Annotated in this window: 16 protein-coding genes and 1 tRNA gene; 9 read left to right on the top strand and 8 right to left on the bottom strand. The window is 72.0% G+C overall.

What is annotated here, in order from left to right; genetic code table 11:
• Nucleotides 1-112: 112 nt before the first annotated feature.
• The gene (locus ABZX96_RS07025) at nt 113-1,138 is read right to left on the bottom strand and encodes a hypothetical protein (protein ID WP_355539105.1); all 1,026 of its coding nucleotides are present in this window, start codon (nt 1,136-1,138) and stop codon (nt 113-115) included.
• 376 nt (nt 1,139-1,514) lie between these two features.
• Between ABZX96_RS07025 and ABZX96_RS07020 the strand changes: the two genes are divergently transcribed.
• Nucleotides 1,515-2,003, top strand: coding sequence for a spore germination protein GerW family protein (locus ABZX96_RS07020; RefSeq protein ID WP_355539102.1), 489 nt, complete (start codon nt 1,515-1,517; stop codon nt 2,001-2,003).
• 274 nt (nt 2,004-2,277) lie between these two features.
• Complete coding sequence (locus tag ABZX96_RS07015; protein WP_355539099.1) at nt 2,278-2,436, top strand: hypothetical protein; 159 nt, start codon at nt 2,278-2,280, stop codon at nt 2,434-2,436.
• Between the two features lie 212 nt (nt 2,437-2,648).
• Here ABZX96_RS07015 and ABZX96_RS07010 read toward each other — a convergent pair.
• The 3 genes from ABZX96_RS07010 to ABZX96_RS07000 all read right to left on the bottom strand — a co-directional run bounded on the left by ABZX96_RS07010 (nt 2,649) and on the right by ABZX96_RS07000 (nt 4,730).
• A tRNA-Pro gene (locus ABZX96_RS07010) sits at nt 2,649-2,722 on the bottom strand.
• Nucleotides 2,723-2,734: 12 nt separating this feature from the next.
• Nucleotides 2,735-3,514, bottom strand: a complete 780-nt coding sequence (locus ABZX96_RS07005; RefSeq protein ID WP_355539096.1) for a Pr6Pr family membrane protein — start codon at nt 3,512-3,514, stop codon at nt 2,735-2,737.
• A 277-nt stretch (nt 3,515-3,791) separates the two neighbouring features.
• Nucleotides 3,792-4,730 carry a metallophosphoesterase gene (locus ABZX96_RS07000; protein ID WP_355539093.1) on the bottom strand — a complete coding sequence of 313 codons (939 nt, stop codon included), beginning with the start codon at nt 4,728-4,730 and terminating at the stop codon, nt 3,792-3,794.
• 134 nt (nt 4,731-4,864) lie between these two features.
• Here ABZX96_RS07000 and ABZX96_RS06995 point away from each other — a divergent pair, with 134 nt between their 5' ends.
• Nucleotides 4,865-5,329 carry a GatB/YqeY domain-containing protein gene (locus ABZX96_RS06995; protein ID WP_355539090.1) on the top strand — a complete coding sequence of 155 codons (465 nt, stop codon included), beginning with the start codon at nt 4,865-4,867 and terminating at the stop codon, nt 5,327-5,329.
• A gap of 414 nt (nt 5,330-5,743) precedes the next feature.
• Here ABZX96_RS06995 and ABZX96_RS06990 read toward each other — a convergent pair whose 3' ends face one another.
• Nucleotides 5,744-8,047: a transglycosylase domain-containing protein gene (locus ABZX96_RS06990; RefSeq protein ID WP_355539087.1), complete on the bottom strand. Its 2,304-nt coding sequence runs from the start codon at nt 8,045-8,047 to the stop codon at nt 5,744-5,746.
• A 380-nt stretch (nt 8,048-8,427) separates the two neighbouring features.
• Between ABZX96_RS06990 and ABZX96_RS06985 the strand changes: the two genes are divergently transcribed.
• Nucleotides 8,428-8,772 (top strand): WhiB family transcriptional regulator, encoded by a 345-nt coding sequence (locus ABZX96_RS06985; RefSeq protein WP_355539084.1) that lies wholly within the window; start codon nt 8,428-8,430, stop codon nt 8,770-8,772.
• A gap of 255 nt (nt 8,773-9,027) precedes the next feature.
• Here the strand turns inward: ABZX96_RS06985 and ABZX96_RS06980 are convergent, their stop codons facing one another.
• Nucleotides 9,028-10,518, bottom strand: coding sequence for an ArsA-related P-loop ATPase (locus ABZX96_RS06980; RefSeq protein WP_355539081.1), 1,491 nt, complete (start codon nt 10,516-10,518; stop codon nt 9,028-9,030).
• Entirely contained in the window at nt 10,515-11,492 is a 978-nt protein-coding gene (locus tag ABZX96_RS06975) for an ArsA-related P-loop ATPase (RefSeq protein WP_355539078.1), read from the bottom strand. Before ABZX96_RS06975 ends, ABZX96_RS06980 begins: the two co-directional genes overlap by 4 nt.
• A 197-nt stretch (nt 11,493-11,689) precedes the next feature.
• Between ABZX96_RS06975 and ABZX96_RS06970 the strand changes: the two genes are divergently transcribed.
• From ABZX96_RS06970 to ABZX96_RS06955, 4 genes are all read left to right on the top strand, one after another.
• Nucleotides 11,690-11,851, top strand: coding sequence for a DUF4177 domain-containing protein (locus ABZX96_RS06970; protein WP_003981536.1), 162 nt, complete (start codon nt 11,690-11,692; stop codon nt 11,849-11,851).
• Nucleotides 11,848-12,312, top strand: a complete 465-nt coding sequence (locus ABZX96_RS06965) for a RidA family protein (RefSeq protein ID WP_355539075.1) — start codon at nt 11,848-11,850, stop codon at nt 12,310-12,312. Before ABZX96_RS06970 ends, ABZX96_RS06965 begins: the two co-directional genes overlap by 4 nt.
• A 286-nt stretch (nt 12,313-12,598) precedes the next feature.
• Nucleotides 12,599-13,651 (top strand): NUDIX hydrolase, encoded by a 1,053-nt coding sequence (locus tag ABZX96_RS06960; RefSeq protein ID WP_355539072.1) that lies wholly within the window; start codon nt 12,599-12,601, stop codon nt 13,649-13,651.
• Nucleotides 13,648-14,478, top strand: coding sequence for an MBL fold metallo-hydrolase (locus ABZX96_RS06955; protein ID WP_355539069.1), 831 nt, complete (start codon nt 13,648-13,650; stop codon nt 14,476-14,478). The genes ABZX96_RS06960 and ABZX96_RS06955 overlap by 4 nt, the downstream gene beginning before the upstream one ends.
• A gap of 249 nt (nt 14,479-14,727) precedes the next feature.
• Here ABZX96_RS06955 and ABZX96_RS06950 read toward each other — a convergent pair whose 3' ends face one another.
• Nucleotides 14,728-15,402: a Crp/Fnr family transcriptional regulator gene (locus ABZX96_RS06950; RefSeq protein WP_242581806.1), complete on the bottom strand. Its 675-nt coding sequence runs from the start codon at nt 15,400-15,402 to the stop codon at nt 14,728-14,730.
• Nucleotides 15,403-15,697: 295 nt separating this feature from the next.
• Here ABZX96_RS06950 and nth point away from each other — a divergent pair, with 295 nt between their 5' ends.
• Nucleotides 15,698-16,960: an endonuclease III gene (gene nth, locus ABZX96_RS06945; RefSeq protein ID WP_355539065.1), complete on the top strand. Its 1,263-nt coding sequence runs from the start codon at nt 15,698-15,700 to the stop codon at nt 16,958-16,960.
• Nucleotides 16,961-17,195 lie beyond the last annotated feature (235 nt).

Below are 17,195 nucleotides of genomic sequence, written 5' to 3'. Positions count from 1 at the left end.
ACCCCCCCCCAACCCCCCCCGGGACCCCCCCCCCGCCCGCCCCGCCGGGCGGCGCGCCGGCCCCCCCGGCGGGAGGCCCCGCAGCCATGGGGCCCCTAACCGTGCCGTACCGTCACACGAACTTCTGCGGACGGTGCCACAGCGCCTCGTCCGTCCCCCGGAAGAAGAGGTCCAGCCGCCCGTCGGCGTAGGTGCCGATCACCGGGTCGCCGCCCACGTTCTGGACGACCTCGAAGTGTCCGGTCCAGTCCAGACCGTTGATCTTCGTCTGCTCGGCCGCGTACATGTGGCCGTTGGTGCTGTGGTGGAAGACGACCAGCCGTCCGTCCGCCGCGAGCGCCAGCGCCGGCGTGCCCTGCACGCCGCCGCCCAGGCTGGACGCCGAGGTCCAGGTGTCGTAACCGGCCTTCTGCTGGATGTGCCACAGCTGGGTGTCCGTCCCCCGGAAGAACACCTGGATCCGCTGGTCCGCGTCGAGCCCGGCCTCGACGCCGCCGCCGATGTTGCGGACGAGCTCGAAGTGGCCGCTCCAGGAGTCGCTGGAGTCGGGGAGCTTCTGCTGGTTGTCGTACAGGTTGCCGTTGGTGCTGTGGTGGAAGACCTCCAGCTTGCCGTCACCGGCGCGCGCGACGGCCGGGTTGCCCTGGACGCCGCCCGCGAGGCTGGCGGGGGCCACCCAGTTCCCGTAGTCCACGTTCTGCTGGTACACGTGCCACAGCTGGGTGTCGGTGCCGCGGAAGAAGACGTCCAGGCGGCCGTCGGCGCTGCGGGACGGGATCGGGTCGCCGCCGATGTTGCGCACGATGATCTCGTCGGGACCGAAGATGTTGTTGATGACGTTCTGACGGATGTGGTGCAGGTGACCGTCCGAACCCTTGTAGAAGACGGAGATCCGGCCGTCGACGCCGCGGATGGCGTTCGGCTCGCTGCCCAGCGAACCGCCCAGGTTCTCCCAGCCGCTCCAGCCGCCGTCACGCTTCTGCCAGATGGTCCACAGCGCCTGCTCGTTCTTGCCGCGTGCGAATACCTGGAGGCGGCCGTCCGCATTGGGGGCGACGGACGGGTTGCCGACGATCTGACCGCCGAGGGACGCGACGTTGTCCCAGGCCAGACCGGGTGTGGTGGGGATGTCGACCACGGTGCTCTCCTTCGTACGGAAGAGTGGAGCAAGGGCGGCGCCACGTTAGCGAGGGGGGCGGCCGGCAGGAACCAGCATGGTGTGATTGACCGAAATGCGGCTCAATATCGCGCCATGAGCAATTCAGAACCGCTACCTCCTGATTCCGGTCATCGAGGGAGCGGAGGGAGAAGCGTGCGTCCGCGGATCGGCGCACCCGGGAGTCGTGCACCTTCGACCGCCTTCGCCACCGTCGCGGAGCCCGGCGCTCCGGCCTAGGGTGAGGTTCCGTCAGGTCCGTGGCGGCACGCCCCTCGCCCGCCCGCGACCCGGGAACGGTCCGAAGAGGTCCCGAAACGGTCCCGAAGCGGTCCGCGAAGGACGCCACGATCAGCACGTGCCGCTCGATGACGCCGCACCCCTACGGGAGGCCCGAGTGACCGCACCACAGGACTCGTCCGCGTCCGCACCACAGGACCCGCCCGCGCCGACGCCCGGTGCCCCGGACGCCACCGACGCCCCGCACGCCGCCGTCAGCATGCTCGACCGCCTGGCCGAGAGGCTCGGCGGCCGGGCGCAGGCGTCCCTCGTCTACGGCGAGCCGGTCACCCGCGAGCACGTGACCGTCATCCCCGTGGCCAAGGTGGCCTTCGGGTTCGGCGGCGGCACCGGCCGGGCGGCCGGCGGGAACAACTCGGGCGAGGGCGCCGGAGGGGGCGGCGGGCTCGAAGCCGTCCCCATCGGCTTCATCGAGGTGACGAGCGGTGCGGCGACGTACAAACCCATCCGCGACACCTGGCGGGACGCCATCGTGCCGCTGGCGGCCCTGCTGGTCGGCACCTTGACCCCCAAGGTCATCCGCGCACTGGTGAGTCGCCGCAGCTGACCAACTCGCCGTCGCCGGAAGGGTATTGACGTTCGACTGGGCGCTGTCATACTGGCCCTGCTCCCCAGTAAGGCGCGCCCGGCCCATGGCCAGGGGGCGTACCGGTGGGTGCGGCCAATTGAAGACAGGCAGAAGAGTCCCGCTCATACACGAGCCCGGCTTTCTTTCTCGCGAAGTGATGCGTGCGAGGGGGGAGGTTGGGCTTTTTTGTGTTCCGGAAGCGGGGGTCCGGGCGGGAGCTTCTGCCGCAGGGAAGAGAAAAGAGGTGAAGCGTGTGACGGAAGAACTGCTGCAGGAGATCGGAAGGACGGTCCGGGCGGCCCTCGCGGACTGGCACCGGACCCTTCGTCTGGCATTCCTGCTGACGGTGACGGCCGCCATAGGGAGCGGGAGCTATCTCCTGATCCAGTTCGGAAGCCGGTTCGGCCTGTGACGCCGGACACGGCGGAGCACGGCGGGGGCGGGGGACTCGTCGCGCCGCCAGCACACCGCCGACCTGCTGTGATGTACGTCATAGCGAGGTCGCGGTGTGATCTGGATCGCAATTGGGCGCTGTGATGGCGACGAAAGAAAGTGGCGCCTACGACAACGGGCCGGGGGCCTGATTCTCGATGAGAACCAGGCCCCCGGCCTTTGTTCCTTCAGTCGGGGTGGCGGGATTTGAACCCACGGCCTCTTCGTCCCGAACGAAGCGCGCTACCAAGCTGCGCCACACCCCGAAGCAACGAGCTCTACTTTAGCGGACTGATCCCCGTAGGTGAAATCCGGTTCTCGGAGACCCGCGGACCGGGGCGGAAACGGTCGATCACGACGACCGCCAGAGCGAGCACGTAGAAGGCCAGGGCGAAGACGACGGCGTTCTCCAGGACGGCGGCGTAGCCGTGCTGCTCGACGTCCAGGAAGGGATACGGGTAGCGGCCGTCGGCCCCCGGGCTGATCAGGGCGCCGCGGACGAGGGCGAAGGGGAAGTAGAGCAGGGGATAGGCCATCCAGATGGCGGCGAAGGACCAGCGGAACCCGCGCGGGGAGGTGAGCAGCAGCCAGTCCAGGGCGACGGCGATCGGGGCCACGACGTGCAGGCAGCTGTTCGAGACGGCGCGGAGGCCGGTCTGCTCGTCGGTGCCGGTCATCGAGAAGCCACTGGAGTCGTTGGCGAGGACGAAGTTGTAGACGAGTCCGGTGATGGAGATGAAGAGGAGGACCGCGCCGGTGATGCGGGGGGAGATGGGCGCCCGTCCGGTCCAGGCGCGGTGCGCGGACCAGGCGAAGGTGATCGCCACGGCCAGGTTCGACTGCACCGTGAAATAGCTCAGCAGACGCGGCAGATCGTCCGAGAGCACCACGTCCAGGACGAGGCCGACGACCGCCACCCCGGATATCAGGAGGCGGACGACGGCGGCCACCGGGCGGCGGGCCGGTGGTGCCACCGCTGCCGCCGGGGTGTGGGCGGAGGCGCCGGCCGGTCCGGTCACGTCGTGCCGGGACTGCGAGGAGCGGGTGGGATCGATCATTCCCCCACGCTAAACGGTGGGGGAAGGGGGGTGTCCCGGTCTTGATCGATCTTTTTTCGAAGCGGCTGTGGCGCCGCCGGAAGGAGGGGGAGGACCCGCCCGTTCCCGGCTCCGGACGCGTACGAGCGCCCCGCCTGCCGCACCTGGGGCCGGACGCGTACGAGTGGCCCGCCCGCGCCCGGCCCCGACGCGTACGAGCGCTCGCCCGGGTCCGGACCTGGACGCGTACGAGTGCCCGCCCGCACCTGAACCCGGACGCGTACGCCCGCCCGTCCCCTCAGTCCCGCGGCGTCAGCGTCAGCAGCGTCGCCTCGGGCGGGCAGGCGAAGCGGACCGGGGTGTAGCGGTTGGTGCCGCAGCCGGCGGAGACGTGGAGGAAGGAGGTGTTGCCGCCGGCGGTGTGGGTGGACAGGCCCTTGACCCGGTCGGTGTCGATGTCGCAGTTGGTGACCAGGGCGCCGTAGAAGGGGATGCAGAGCTGGCCGCCGTGCGTGTGCCCGGCCAGGATCAGGGGGTAGCCGTCGGTGGTGAAGGCGTCCAGGGAGCGCAGGTAGGGGGCGTGGACGACGGCCAGGGAGAGGTCGGCGTCGGGTTCGGGGCCGCCGGCGACGCGGGCGTAGCGGTCCCGCTTGATGTGCGGGTCGTCCAGGCCGGTCAGGGCGATCTCGACGCCGCCCCCGGGGCCGTCGAGCTTGAGGCGTCCCCGGGAGTTGGAGAGCCCGACCCAGCCGGCCGTGTCGAAGGCGTCCCGCAGGTCTTCCCAGGGGTTGTGGATGGCGCCGACGGCGGGCGCGTTGCCGTTCAGACCGTGTCGGCCCTGGGCCTTTTCGATCAGGTAGCGGGCGGGGTTGCGCAGCTTCGGTCCGTAGTAGTCGTTGGAGCCGAAGACGTACGCGCCCGGGAACTCCATCAGCGGGCCCAGGGCGTCCAGCACCTCCGGGACGCCCTCCGGGTCCGAGAGGTTGTCGCCCGTGTTCACGACGAAGTCCGGGCGCAGCCCGGCCAGGGACTGGAGCCAGCGGCGCTTCTTGCGCTGCCCGCCGACCATGTGGATGTCGGAGACCTGGAGGACCCGCAACGGCCGCATGCCGCGGGGGAGTACGGGCACGGTGACCCGTCGCAGGCGGAACGACCGGACTTCGAAGCCGGCGGCGTACGCCAGGCCGGCCGCGCCGACCGCGGTGATGGACAGGGGGACTCCGTATCGCGCGCGCATGGTCCCCATCGTGGCAGAGCCGCCGGGTACACCGCCCACCGGCCGGGCCCGGGGCGGGCCGTGGGGAGCGGTGTGCGGGGGTACGGGGGGAAATCGCGCGGCGATTGTCCGTGCCTACCGGCATACTCGACGGCATGACCACGCTCAAGGCCAAGCTCAAGGACGACCTCACCACCGCCATCAAGGCGCGTGACGAGCTGCGCTCCTCCACCCTCCGTCTCACCCTGACCGCCATCCAGAAGGAGGAGGTCGCGGGCACCGAGGCGCGTGAGCTGTCGGACGCCGAGGTCGAGAAGATCATCGCCCGCGAGGCGAAGAAGCGCCGCGAGGCCGCGGAGGCGTTCGACAAGGGTGGCCGCGGCGGGCAGGCCGAGCGGGAGCGCGCGGAGGGCGAGGTCCTCGCGGACTACCTGCCCAAGCCGCTGACGGACGAGGAGCTGGCGGCCCTGGTCGCCGAGGCGGTGGCCGAGGCCAAGGCGGGCGGTGCCGAGGGCCCGCGCGCGATGGGCGCCGTCATGAAGATCGTGAACCCGAAGATCGCGGGCCGGGCCGACGGCGGCCGGGTCGCCGCGGCGGTGAAGAAGCAGCTCGCGGGCTGATCGACGCAGTTCGGGAGCTGTTCGACGAACAGGGGCGCCCCTGCCGTGTGGCGGGGGCGCCCTGTGTGTTTGACGGGGCCGACTGGGCTGGTGGAACGGGCGGCACCCTGCGTCGCTGACGGGCGGCACCCCGCCACGACTGACGGGCGGCACCCCGCGTCGCTGACGGGCGGCACCCCGCCACGACTGACGAGGCCCGGCCGGCGGCCCGACCGGCGAGGAAGCGAGCCCCCGTCCGCACCGTGCCCTATACCCCCGTCACCCACACCGGGCGCGCGCCGCGCCCCGCATGCCCGACGGACGGCGGCCGGGCTCCCGAACCGGACCCCGGCCGGCGAGGAAGACCCCCGCCGACCGCACCGCGCGCCCGATGCCCGCATCACCTGCACCGCGCGCGCCACGCCCCAAGCCCCCTCAGTGCCTCCCCGCACCCCCGATGACATCCGGGAACTGCGGGAACTCCCAGTCACGCCCGGGACCACCGTTGCCGTTCTGCCCACCGTTCCCGGGCCCACCCGGTCCACCGCCCGGCGTGCCGGGACCGCCCGGCCGGTGATCGCCCCCGGGGGACGGATTGCCGCCCTCGGGCCGGTTCCCCTGCCCCCGGTCGGGCCCCTTGTTCTTCCCGTCGTCCTGATTGCCGCCATCCTGGCCGCCGTCGCCGGAGCCGCCGATCGCCACGGTGGGCAGGGGCGGCGCGGGCTTGTCGGCCAGGGCGCCGCTCATCGCGCTGCGCCAGATGGGGCCGGGGGTGTCGGCGCCGAAGACCTTGTCGTGGTACCGGCCGCCGATGGTGATCTGGAACATCTTGCGCTGGTGGGCCGGGTCGCCGACCCAGACGGCGCCGGCGAGGTTCGGGGTGTAGCCCACGAACCAGGCGGCGTAGCGGCTGTCGCTGGTGCCGGTCTTGCCCGCGCTGTCCCGGCCCTGCAGGCCGGCCTCCTTGCCGGTGCCGTCCTCGACCACGCCCTTGAGGAGCGTGTTGATGGTCTCGGCGGTCTTCTGGGACATCGCCCGGCGGCACTGGCTCCGCGGCACGGCCAGGGACTTCCCGGACGCGTCGGTGATCGACTCGATGGCGACCGGGGTGCAGTAGGTGCCGCCGTTGGCGAAGGTGGCGTAGGCGGCGGCCATGGTCAGCGGGGACATCTCGGCCGGGCCCAGCGCGAGCGACGGAACCTGCTCCAGCTTGTCGCCGTTGGCCCGCTCGATGCCCATCTTGGCGGCCATCTGGGTCACCGGGCAGATGCCGATCTCGTTGATCATCTGGGCGAAGTAGGTGTTGACCGACTTCGCGGTGGCCTCCGCCAGGGAGTAGGGGCCGACCTCCGAGGTGTTCTCGTTCTCCACCGGCCACCCCTTGGTGGACGTCCACTGGCCCTCGCACCTGGCGACCGGGCCGGGAAGCGTCATCCGGTAAGGGGAGGAGTAGGACTGCTGGGGGCTGATGCCCCGTTCCAGCGCCGCCGCGGCGATGACCGGCTTGAACGTCGAGCCGGGCTGGTAGCCCACGCCGCCGCCCAGCGCCTTGTCCACGGACAGGTTCATCTGCGTCTGGTTCCGGCCGAAGCCGTAGGGCCGGGACTGGCCCATGCCCAGGATCTTGCCGCTGCCCGGCTCGACGATCGTCGCCGCGCTCGCCACCGGGTCGTCGGCGTTGACGTACTCGGTCATGGCCGCCTGGATCGATTCTTGGGCGCGCGGGTCGAGCGTCGTGCGGATCCGCAGGCCGCCCTCGTTCCAGCGCTTGGCCCGTTCCTTGCGCGTCTTGCCGAAGGCCGGGTCGGTGAGGAAGACGGCGCGGACGTAGTCGCAGAAGAAGCCGGCGCCGGAGCCCGCGGTGATGCAGCCGTTCTTCGGGCGGCTGATCTTGAGGCGGAGCGGCTTCTTGGCGGCCTCCTCGGCCTGCTGCCGCGGGATGACCTTCAGTTCGGCCATCCGCCGCAGGACGGTGTCGCGGCGCTGCCTGGCCTCCACTGGGTCGTTGACCGGGTCGTAGCGGCTGGGCGACTGGACGATGCCCGCCAGCAGCGCGGACTCGGCCAGGTCCAGGTCCTTGGCGTGCTTGCTGAAGTAGCGCTGGGAGGCGGCTTCGACGCCGTACGCCTGCTGCCCGAAGAACGTGATGTTGAGGTAGTTCTGGAGGATCTTCTTCTTGCCGAGTTCCTTCTCCACCTGGATCGCGTACTTCAGCTCCTGGATCTTGCGACCCAGCGTCTGCTGCGTGGCCTGCGCGAACTTGCCGGGGTCGTCGCCGGCCTCCTCGATGAAGACGTTCTTCACGTACTGCTGCGTGAGGGTGGAGGCCCCTTCGGAGACGCCGCCGGAGCGGGCGTTCTTGTTGACCGCCCGCAGGATGCCCTTCAGGTCGATCGCGCCGTGCTGGTAGAAGCGGGCGTCCTCGATGGCGACGATCGCCTTCGGCAGGTACGGGGACATGTCCTTGAGCTCCACGACCGTGCGGTCGCGGGAGTAGACCTTGGCGATCTCACCGCCCTTGGCGTCCAGGATGGTGGTCCGCTGGCTCAGCGGCGGAGCCTTGAGGTTGGCGGGAATCTCGTCGAAGCTCTCGACGGACCCCTTGGCGGCGAGGCCCAGCGCGCCGGCGGCGGGAAGGACGAGGCCCGCCAGTACGGCACCCGCCAGGACGCTGACACCGAGGAATTTCGCGGCCTGCTGGGTCTTGGTCAGACCCCCGCCGTCGCGCTTCTTACCCATGGAAGCACCCTACGTTCTCAAACACCGGACAGCAGCGCACGTGTTCGCCTACTCTTACCTCATCCGTCACAGCGGAACGCTTCCGTACCACTTCGTCAACTCCCCTCCTCGCACGAATCGGGCCCGCCGTGCCCGCCCTCGTCCTCAACCCCGGCCTGGCCACGGGAAATCGCGCCGAGCCGCCGGGTAAGTGACGTATGCCCCACGCTCACTCCGTTGGGTGATCTGCCGCGCACGCATAGTCCGTTCGGGCCATCCAAGATTGGGCCCGAAGGGGGTGTTGCGCCTTGCTTGCCTTCCGTAACGTCCTCAACTGGCGACGGTGAATATGCCGTTTGTCGCCGTGGGGGAGCCTCGATTCGGGAGAGGACGGCACCAGCATGAGCTGGGTAACCGACTGGAGTACACAGGCAGCCTGCCGCACGACCGATCCGGACGAACTCTTCGTCCAAGGGGCCGCGCAGAACCGCGCCAAGGCGGTGTGCACCGGGTGCCCGGTGCGCACGGAGTGCCTGGCCGACGCCTTGGACAACCGGGTCGAATTCGGCGTGTGGGGCGGGATGACCGAGCGCGAGCGCCGGGCGCTGCTGCGCCGCCGCCCCACCGTCACCTCGTGGCGCCGGCTACTGGAGACGGCGCGAACGGAGTACGAGCGCAGCACCGGCATCATGCCCGTGGGCTGCGACGGCGAGGACTCCTACGGCGACTACGCCGCGGCGGGGTAGTCCCCCTCTCGGGCAGAGTGGCCACCCCCTGGCGCAACGGCCGGTCCCGGTCGCGTTCGTACCCTCCGCGCGCGACCGGGTGACGTTTGGTGTGCGCTCCTCAGGTGCGATACCGCCTTGAGCTGGGCTTTTCATGGACGGTGAGGTGGCCGGCCGTCGTGCGGCCGTTCCGGGACCGCTGGCTGCGGCCGTTCCGGGACCGCTGGCTGAGGAGAGCACGGACCGGCCGGGTCACCCGGCAATCGGCGCGCCCCGTCAGCTCGGATCGTGCGGAGCCCCGCTCTCGTCGGCGCCGCCGTCCTCGTGTGGACGCGGCTGGTCCGCGAGGCGCTCGCCGATGGCGCGCAGCCCCGCCAGGTCGTGCACGTCACCGGGCAGCGCGGCGACCTCCGCCACGGGAACCTCGGGATGCAGCGCCGTGAACCGGTCGCGGGTGCGCCGTTCGCGTGCCAGAACCTGCATCCGTTCGGCGTGCAGGCGCAACAGGCCCGCGGCGAGACGATCCGCGGACGCGGACCGCCCGTCCGGTGCGTGCCCGGATGGGTCCGTGGGTGATGGTGTGGCGGAGTGGGCTGCCGTGGGATCGGACGCCGGGAGGTGCGGCGCTTGATCGTCGTGGGGGTGCTCCGGCGCGACGGCGGGGGAGGAGCCGTCGGGCGTGCCGGACGTCCGTGTGCCAGCATTCCCGGTGTCGCGATCCACAACCCCGGACGGGGCAAGATTTTCGGACGGCTCGGCCGTTTGCCGCGTGGCGTGATCCGACAGGATCTCCGCGGCGGCGAGCGCCCGTTCCGCACTCAGTCGCGCGGCCCCGCTGCCGTGCACCCGGTTGAGCACCAGCCCCGCCAGCGGCATCCGCTCGGCGGCCAGCCGCTCCACGAAGTACGCGGCCTCGCGCAGCGCGTCCCGCTCCGGGGCGGCCACGACGAGGAAGGCGGTCCCGGGGGCCTGGAGCAGGCGGTAGGTGGCGTCCGCGCGGGTGCGGAATCCGCCGAACATGGTGTCCATGGCGGCGGCGAAGGTCTGGACGTCCTGGAGGAGTTGGCCGCCCATCAGTTTGCTCAGGGTGCCGGTCATCATCGACATGCCGACATTGAGGAACTTCATCCCGGCCCGGCCGCCGATCTTCGCCGGGGCCAGCAGGACGCGGATGAACTTGCCGTCCAGGAAGGACCCGAGCCGCTTGGGCGCGTCGAGGAAGTCCAGCGCGGAGCGGCTGGGGGGCGTGTCGACGACGATCAGGTCCCAGTCGTCGCGGGAGCGGAGCTGGCCCAGCTTCTCCATGGCCATGTACTCCTGCGTGCCCGCGAAGCCGGCCGAGAGCGACTGGTAGAAGGGGTTCTCCAGGATGGCGCGGGCGCGGGCCGCGTCGGCGTGCGCCTCGACGATCTCGTCGAAGGTGCGCTTCATGTCGAGCATCATGGCGTGCAGTTCGCCGCCCGCGCTCTCGTCGATGCCCTTGACCCGGCGCGGGACGTTGTCCAGCTCGGATATGCCCATCGACTGCGCCAGCCGGCGGGCCGGGTCGATGGTCAGGACGACGACCTTGCGGCCCCGTTCGGCGGCGCGTACGCCGAGGGCCGCCGCCGTGGTGGTCTTGCCGACGCCGCCGGAGCCGCAGCACACCACGATGCGGACCCGCGGGTTGTCCAGGAGCGCGTCCACCTCCAGGTGCTCGGCGCTCGGGCGCAGGCCGTGCGTGGTGGCGTCCTGGGTGCGGGCGTCGGGCGTCGGGCGGTCGGTCATAGGGGCCCCTGTTCGCGCAGGTCTCTCGCCAGCCGGAACAGGCCGGCGAGGTCCACTCCCTCCGGGAGCAGCTCCAGCTCGTAGGTGGGCAGGCCCAGGCGGGCCAGTTCGGCGCGCTGGTCGCGCTCCAGCGCGACCCGTTCGGCGTGCTCGCGCGCCTGGCTCAGCAGCGGGTCGATGAGGCGTGCGGCGGGGCCTCCGTGGCGGGCCCCGTCCAGACCGGCGCGGCACAGGGCCTCGGCGATGGCCGGGCGGGCCCCGTTGGCGGCGAAGTCCACGTCACCGTTGTCGAGCACCGTGGGCCGGGTCATGTTGATCATGACGGCGCCGACCGGCAGCCCCGCGCCGCGCAGCTCGGCGACGCCGTCCACCGTCTCTTGGGTCGGCATCTCCTCCAGCAGCGACACCAGATGGACGGCCGTTTCGGGGGACTTCAGGACGCGCATGACGGCCTGGGCCTGGTTGTGGATCGGGCCGATCTTGGCGAGCCCGGCGACCTCGTCGTTGACGTTGAGGAAGCGGGTGATCCGGCCGGTCGGCGGCGCGTCCATGACGACGGCGTCGTAGGCGAACCGGCCGCGCCGGTCCTTGCGGCGCACCGCCTCGCACGCCTTGCCCGTCAGGAGGACGTCCCGCAGGCCGGGGGCGATGGTGGTCGCGAAGTCGATGGCGCCGAGTTTCTTCAGCGCCCGGCCCGCGCCGCCCAGCTTGTAGAACATCTGGAGGTAGTCCAGGAGGGCGCGCTCGGCGTCGATGGCCAGCGCGTAGACCTCCCCGCCTCCGGGCGCGACGGCGATCTTGCGCTCCTCGTAGGGGAGCGCCTCGGTCTCGAAAAGTTGGGCGATGCCCTGCCGGCCCTCGACCTCGACCAGGAGGGTGCGGCGTCCCTCGGTGGCCAGGGCGAGGGCGAGGGCAGCGGCGACCGTGGTCTTACCGGTGCCACCCTTGCCGCTGACGACATGGAGCCTGCTCACGTGAGGGAGCCTAACCAGTTCGCCGCGGGACTACGCACGAGCCCGGCCACCGGCGCGGGGCCGGAGGCCGGGGCGGCGGCCGGGGCGGTGGCTCGCCGGCGTCCCCCGTCACCCGGCCGTACGCGGCGCGGGCCCGCGCGCCACCCGCCCGGACCGCCCCTGCCTCGACGGGCCGGTGCAGGCATTACGCTCGCCCCATGACCAAATGGGAATACGTGACTGTCCCACTGCTCGTCCACGCGACGAAGCAGATCCTGGACACCTGGGGTGAGGACGGCTGGGAGCTCGTCCAGGTCGTGCCCGGCCCGAACAACCCCGAGCAACTCGTGGCCTACCTGAAGCGGGAGAAGCAGGCATGAGCGCCGTTGAGGAGAGGCTCGCCGAGCTCGGCCTGAAGCTGCCCTCGGTCGTGCCGCCGCTGGCCTCCTACCAGCCGGCCGTGCGCTCGGGCTCCTACGTCTACACCTCGGGCCAGCTCCCGATGGTGGACGGGGCGCTGCCCGCCACCGGCAAGGTCGGCGCCGAGGTGAGCCCGGAGCGCGCCAAGGAGCTCTCCGCGACCTGCGCGCTGAACGCGCTGGCGGCCGTGAAGTCCGTCATCGGCGACCTGGACAAGATCGTCCGCGTGGTCAAGGTCGTCGGCTTCGTGGCGTCCGCGCCGGACTTCACCGGTCAGCCGGCCGTCGTCAACGGCGCCAGCGAGCTGCTGGGCGAGGTCCTGGGCGACAAGGGCGTGCACGCCCGGTCCGCCGTGGGCGTGGCGGTGCTGCCGATCGACGCGCCGGTCGAGGTGGAGATACAGGTCGAGGTCGCGGACTGACGCCTGTGCGGGCGTGCGTGGCCGGTGGCCGACTCGCGGCCCGGTCCGGTCGTTCCGTTCCTTCCCGGGGACGGTGCCGGAGCGGGCCGTTGGTGTGTCCGGGGAGCGGGTGGGGGGCCGTTCGCGGGTGCGGGAGCGGGAGCGGGTGCGGGAACGGTCGGTCGGGCCGTCCGTGCCGACGGGAGCGGTTGGTGGGGCCGTGCGTGCCGACGGGAACGGGCGGGTGATCGCGGTCTCCCAGAAGGAGACCCTCGAACATCCGCGCGTGAGCGCATAGCATCCGGCCATGTCGTCGATGACCAATGGCCAGTGGTACCCGCCCGAATGGCCCGAACTCGTCCGGGCGTTGGTGAGCGGTGAGCTGGTCCCCGTCACCCCGCGCCGGGCCGCGACCGTCCTGCTGCTGCGGGACACCGGCACCGGTCGTCCCGCCGTCCACATGCTGCGCAGACGCGCCTCCATGGCCTTCGCCGGAGGCGCGTACGCGTATCCGGGCGGGTCGGTCGATCCGCGTGACGAACGGCCGGTGGCCTGGGCGGGGCCCTCGCTCGCCCGGTGGGCCGCGCGCCTGGGGACGGACGACGAGTCCGCGGCGCAGGCCATCGTGTGCGCGGCCGTCCGCGAGACGTTCGAGGAGGCGGGCGTGCTGCTCGCCGGGCCGTCGGCGGACTCCGTGGTGGCCGACACCACCGGGGACGACTGGGAGGCCGACCGGGTGGCGCTGGTCGAGCGGCGGCTGTCCTTCGCCGACTTCCTGGACCGGCGCGGTCTCGTCCTGCGGTCCGACCTGCTGGGCGCCTGGGCGCGGTGGATCACGCCGGAGTTCGAGCCGCGCCGTTACGACACCTGGTTCTTCGTGGCCGCGCTGCCTGAGGGGCAGCGGACCCGCAACGCCTCCACCGAGGCGGACCGCACCGTCTGGGTGACGCCCGAGGACGCCGCCGCCGGTTACGACCGGGGCGAGCTGCTGATGATGCCCCCGACGATCGCGGCGCTGCGCGCGTTGCGGCCGTACGCCACCGCGGCCGAGGCGCTCGCCGGGGCTAAGGAGCGGGACCTGACGCCCGTACTGGCGCGCACGCGGGTCCGTGACGGTGAGATCGAACTGAGCTGGCCGGGGCACGAGGAGTTCACCCGGCGCATCGGTCCGGCGGCCCCCGCGGACGGGGACGTCACCGTGGATCGGGACATCCCCGTCGATCGGGACGTCACCGCCGACCGGGACGCGGCCACCGACCGGAACGCGGCCACCGAGCCCGCCGACGCCGCGAGCGCGGGCCGGGGCAGGTCCGAAAACCACCCCCGCCACCAGAGCCCCACGGGAGGGTTCCCCGCATGACGTACGCAGCCTCCCTCCCCGGTCAGCCGCGCGGCGGCGACATCGCCGGGCCCGCCACCACCCGAGCCCGGTGCGTGCTGGCCCCCAACCCGTCCCCCATGACGCTGGACGGCACCAACACCTGGATCGTCGCCGAGCCCGGCTCCGGCCTCGCGGTCGTCATCGACCCCGGGCCGCTGGACGAGTCGCACCTGAAGGCCGTCATCGACACCGTCGAGCAGGGCGGCCGGCGGGTCGCCCTGACGCTGCTCACCCACGGCCACCACGACCACGCCGAGGGCGCCGGGCGGTTCGCGGAACTGACGGGTTCCCCGGTGCGGGCCCTGGACCCGGCGCTGCGGCTCGGAGACGAGGGGCTGGGCGCGGGCGACGTGATCACCACCGGCGGCCTGGAGCTGCGCGTGGTGCCCACCCCCGGGCACACCTCCGACTCCCTCTCCTTCCACCTCCCGGCCGACGCCGCCGTCCTGACCGGCGACACGATCCTGGGGCGCGGCACCACGATGGTGGCCCATCCGGACGGACGGCTCGGCGAGTACCTCGACTCGCTGCGCCGCCTGCGGTCCCTGACGGTGGACGACGGGGTGACGACCGTGCTGCCGGGCCACGGACCCGTGCTGAACGACGCGCAGGGCGCGGTGGAGTTCTACCTCGCCCACCGCGCCAGCCGACTGGCCCAGGTGGAGACGGCCATCGAGGCCGGACACGGCACGCCGTCGGAGGTCGTGGCCAGTGTCTACGCGGAGGTGGACCGCTCCCTGTGGCCGGCCGCCGAGCTCTCGGTGCGGGCCCAGATGGACTACCTGCGGGAGCACGGGCTGGTGTGAGCCCCTGGGGGCGTTCGCAGGAGCGGGGCGCCTTCAGGGACGTTTGCTACGAGCGGGGCGCCTTGAGGGGCGTTCGTACGAGCGGGGCGCCTTCAGGGGCGTTCATGGGGGCCGGGTGTCCTCAGGGATGTTCGTACGCACCAGGCCCCCTCAAGGCCGTGCGTACGCGTAAGGCTCCGCCTCCGAGGTGGGAGGCGGAGCCTTACGGGGGACCTGGCGGTCCTGGGGCCTGTCGAGGGGCCGAACGGGTCAGCGGGAACGCTTCGCCAGGCGTTCGACGTCCAGCAGGATCACGGCGCGCGCCTCCAGGCGCAGCCAGCCGCGGCCCGCGAAGTCGGCGAGCGCCTTGTTGACGGTCTCGCGGGAGGCGCCGACGAGCTGGGCCAGCTCCTCCTGGGTCAGGTCGTGGACGACGTGGATGCCCTCCTCCGACTGCACGCCGAACCGGCGCGACAGGTCCAGGAGCGCGCGCGCCACGCGGCCCGGGACGTCGGAGAAGACCAGGTCGGACATCTGGTCGTTGGTCTTGCGCAGCCGGCGGGCGACCGCGCGCAGCAGCGCCGTGGCCACCTCGGGGCGCGCGTTCAGCCAGGGCTGGAGGTCGCCGTGGCCCAGGCCGAGCAGCTTGACCTCGGTGAGGGCGGTGGCGGTGGCGGTGCGCGGACCCGGGTCGAACAGGGAGAGCTCGCCGATCAGCTCCCCGGGGCCCAGGACGGCGAGCATGTTCTCGCGGCCGTCCGGGGAGGTGCGGTGCAGCTTCACCTTGCCCTCGGTGACCACGTACAGGCGGTCGCCCGGCTCTCCCTCGTGAAACAGGGCGTCGCCGCGGGCGAGCGTGACCTCTCCCATCGAGGCGCGCAGCTCGGCCGCCTGCTCGTCATCGAGCGCCGCGAAGAGCGGTGCGCGCCGCAGAACGTCGTCCACGAGTTCTCTCCTTGTCGACATGCTCTGGGGGACCTAGGTCTCCATCATGCCGGAATGCCAAACAGTGCGATCAATCACAAGTTTGCCGGACCCGTGACTCAAGCCATACGGCAGGGGGCCGATTGGGCCCTCGGAAGCCGGTGCGCGGGCCGGTTGTCAGTGCGGGGTCGTAGTCTGGCCGAGTGTCCAACACGCCGGTAGAGCACAGGACCAGGGGGCTGAGCGAGTGAGCACGGGCCGTGATTCCGCTGTGGGCGAACAGGCGTCCGCCGATGCCGCGAAGACGGCAAAAGCCGTGAAAAGGGCTGCCGGTGCGGAGCCCTCCCGGACCGGCTCGTCAGCCGCCTCGTCAGCCGGGTCGTCAGCCGGGTCGTCTTCGACGGCCGGGACGCGCGGGAACGCGTCCCGAGGATCCGCGTCCGCGCAGCCCGCGAAGAAGGCCGCGCCGAAGAAGGCCGCGCCCAAGGAAGCAGCCGCCAAGAAGGCCGTCACCAAGCGGGCGACCACGCAGAAGGCCGCCGCCAAGAAAGCGACCGCCAAGAAGACGCCCGCCAAGACCACCACCCGCACGACCCCGGCATCCGCGACCTCAGCATCCACGGCTTCGGCTTCTGCGGCCTCGTCGGCCACCGCCCCGGCAGCCGGCGCCCCGGCCCCCAAGGGCGCGCAGACCTCCGACGGCGCCGAGGCGACCGCCCGCAAGGCCACCACCCGCAAGGCCTCCGCCACCAAGCGGGCCACCGCCGAGGCCACGCCCGCCAAGACGGCCGCCCGCAAGACCCCGGCCCGCAAGCCCGAGTCCCGTACGGCCATGGTGCGCCGCGCCCGCCGCATCAACCGCGAGCTGGCCGAGATCTACTACTACGCCCATCCCGAGCTGGACTTCACCAACCCCTTCGAGCTGCTGGTCGCCACGGTCCTGTCCGCGCAGACCACCGACCTGCGGGTCAACCAGACGACCCCGGCCCTCTTCGCCGCCTACCCCACGCCCGAGGACATGGCCGCCGCCGACCCGCAGGCGCTGGAGGAGCTGATCCGCCCGACGGGCTTCTTCCGCGCCAAGGCCAAGTCCCTGCTCGGCCTCTCCGCCGCGCTGCGGGACAACTTCGGGGGCGAGGTGCCGGGCCGGCTCGAAGACCTGGTCACGCTGCCGGGCGTGGGCCGCAAGACCGCCAACGTCGTGCTGGGCAACGTCTTCGGGGTGCCGGGGATCACCGTCGACACCCACTTCGGGCGGCTCGTGCGCCGGTTCGGCTGGACGACGCAGGAGGACCCGGAGAAGGTCGAGGCGGAGATCGCCGCGATCTTTCCCAAGAGCGACTGGACGATGCTCTCGCACCGGATCATCTTCCACGGCCGCCGCGTCTGCCACTCCCGCCGCCCCGCCTGCGGCGCGTGCCCCATCGCGCACCTCTGCCCGTCCTACGGGGAGGGCGAGACGGACCCGGAGAAGGCCAAGAAGCTGCTGAAGTACGAGATGGGAGACCAGCCGGGCCAGCGCCTGCGCCCCCCGGCCGACTACCCGGGCCGCCCCGCCCCACCCCTGGCGGGCCGGTGAGCGGCCCTCTCATGTGCTCCGCAGCGCGTACACAGGCCCCGTTCCGCACGGGCGCGCCGTTCCGCACGGGCGCCCCGTTCCGTACGGGCTCCGCGCCGCCAGGAGGCTCCCGCTCCACGGCGCACGGCTCGCCCGGGCCGGGCCCCGAGGCCTGAGCGTCGAACGACACACTTCCCACGGGACCGCGTCCCCATGACCGCGGTCGAACGAACCATCGAAGCCATGGCCTGAGGGG

This window comes from Streptomyces sp. NPDC003077 (genome assembly GCF_040611095.1).
In the GTDB taxonomy this organism is placed as follows: Bacteria; Actinomycetota; Actinomycetes; order Streptomycetales; family Streptomycetaceae; genus Streptomyces.
Note: the sequence above shows the minus strand (reverse complement) of the source record. Positions and strands in the feature narration are given on the sequence as shown.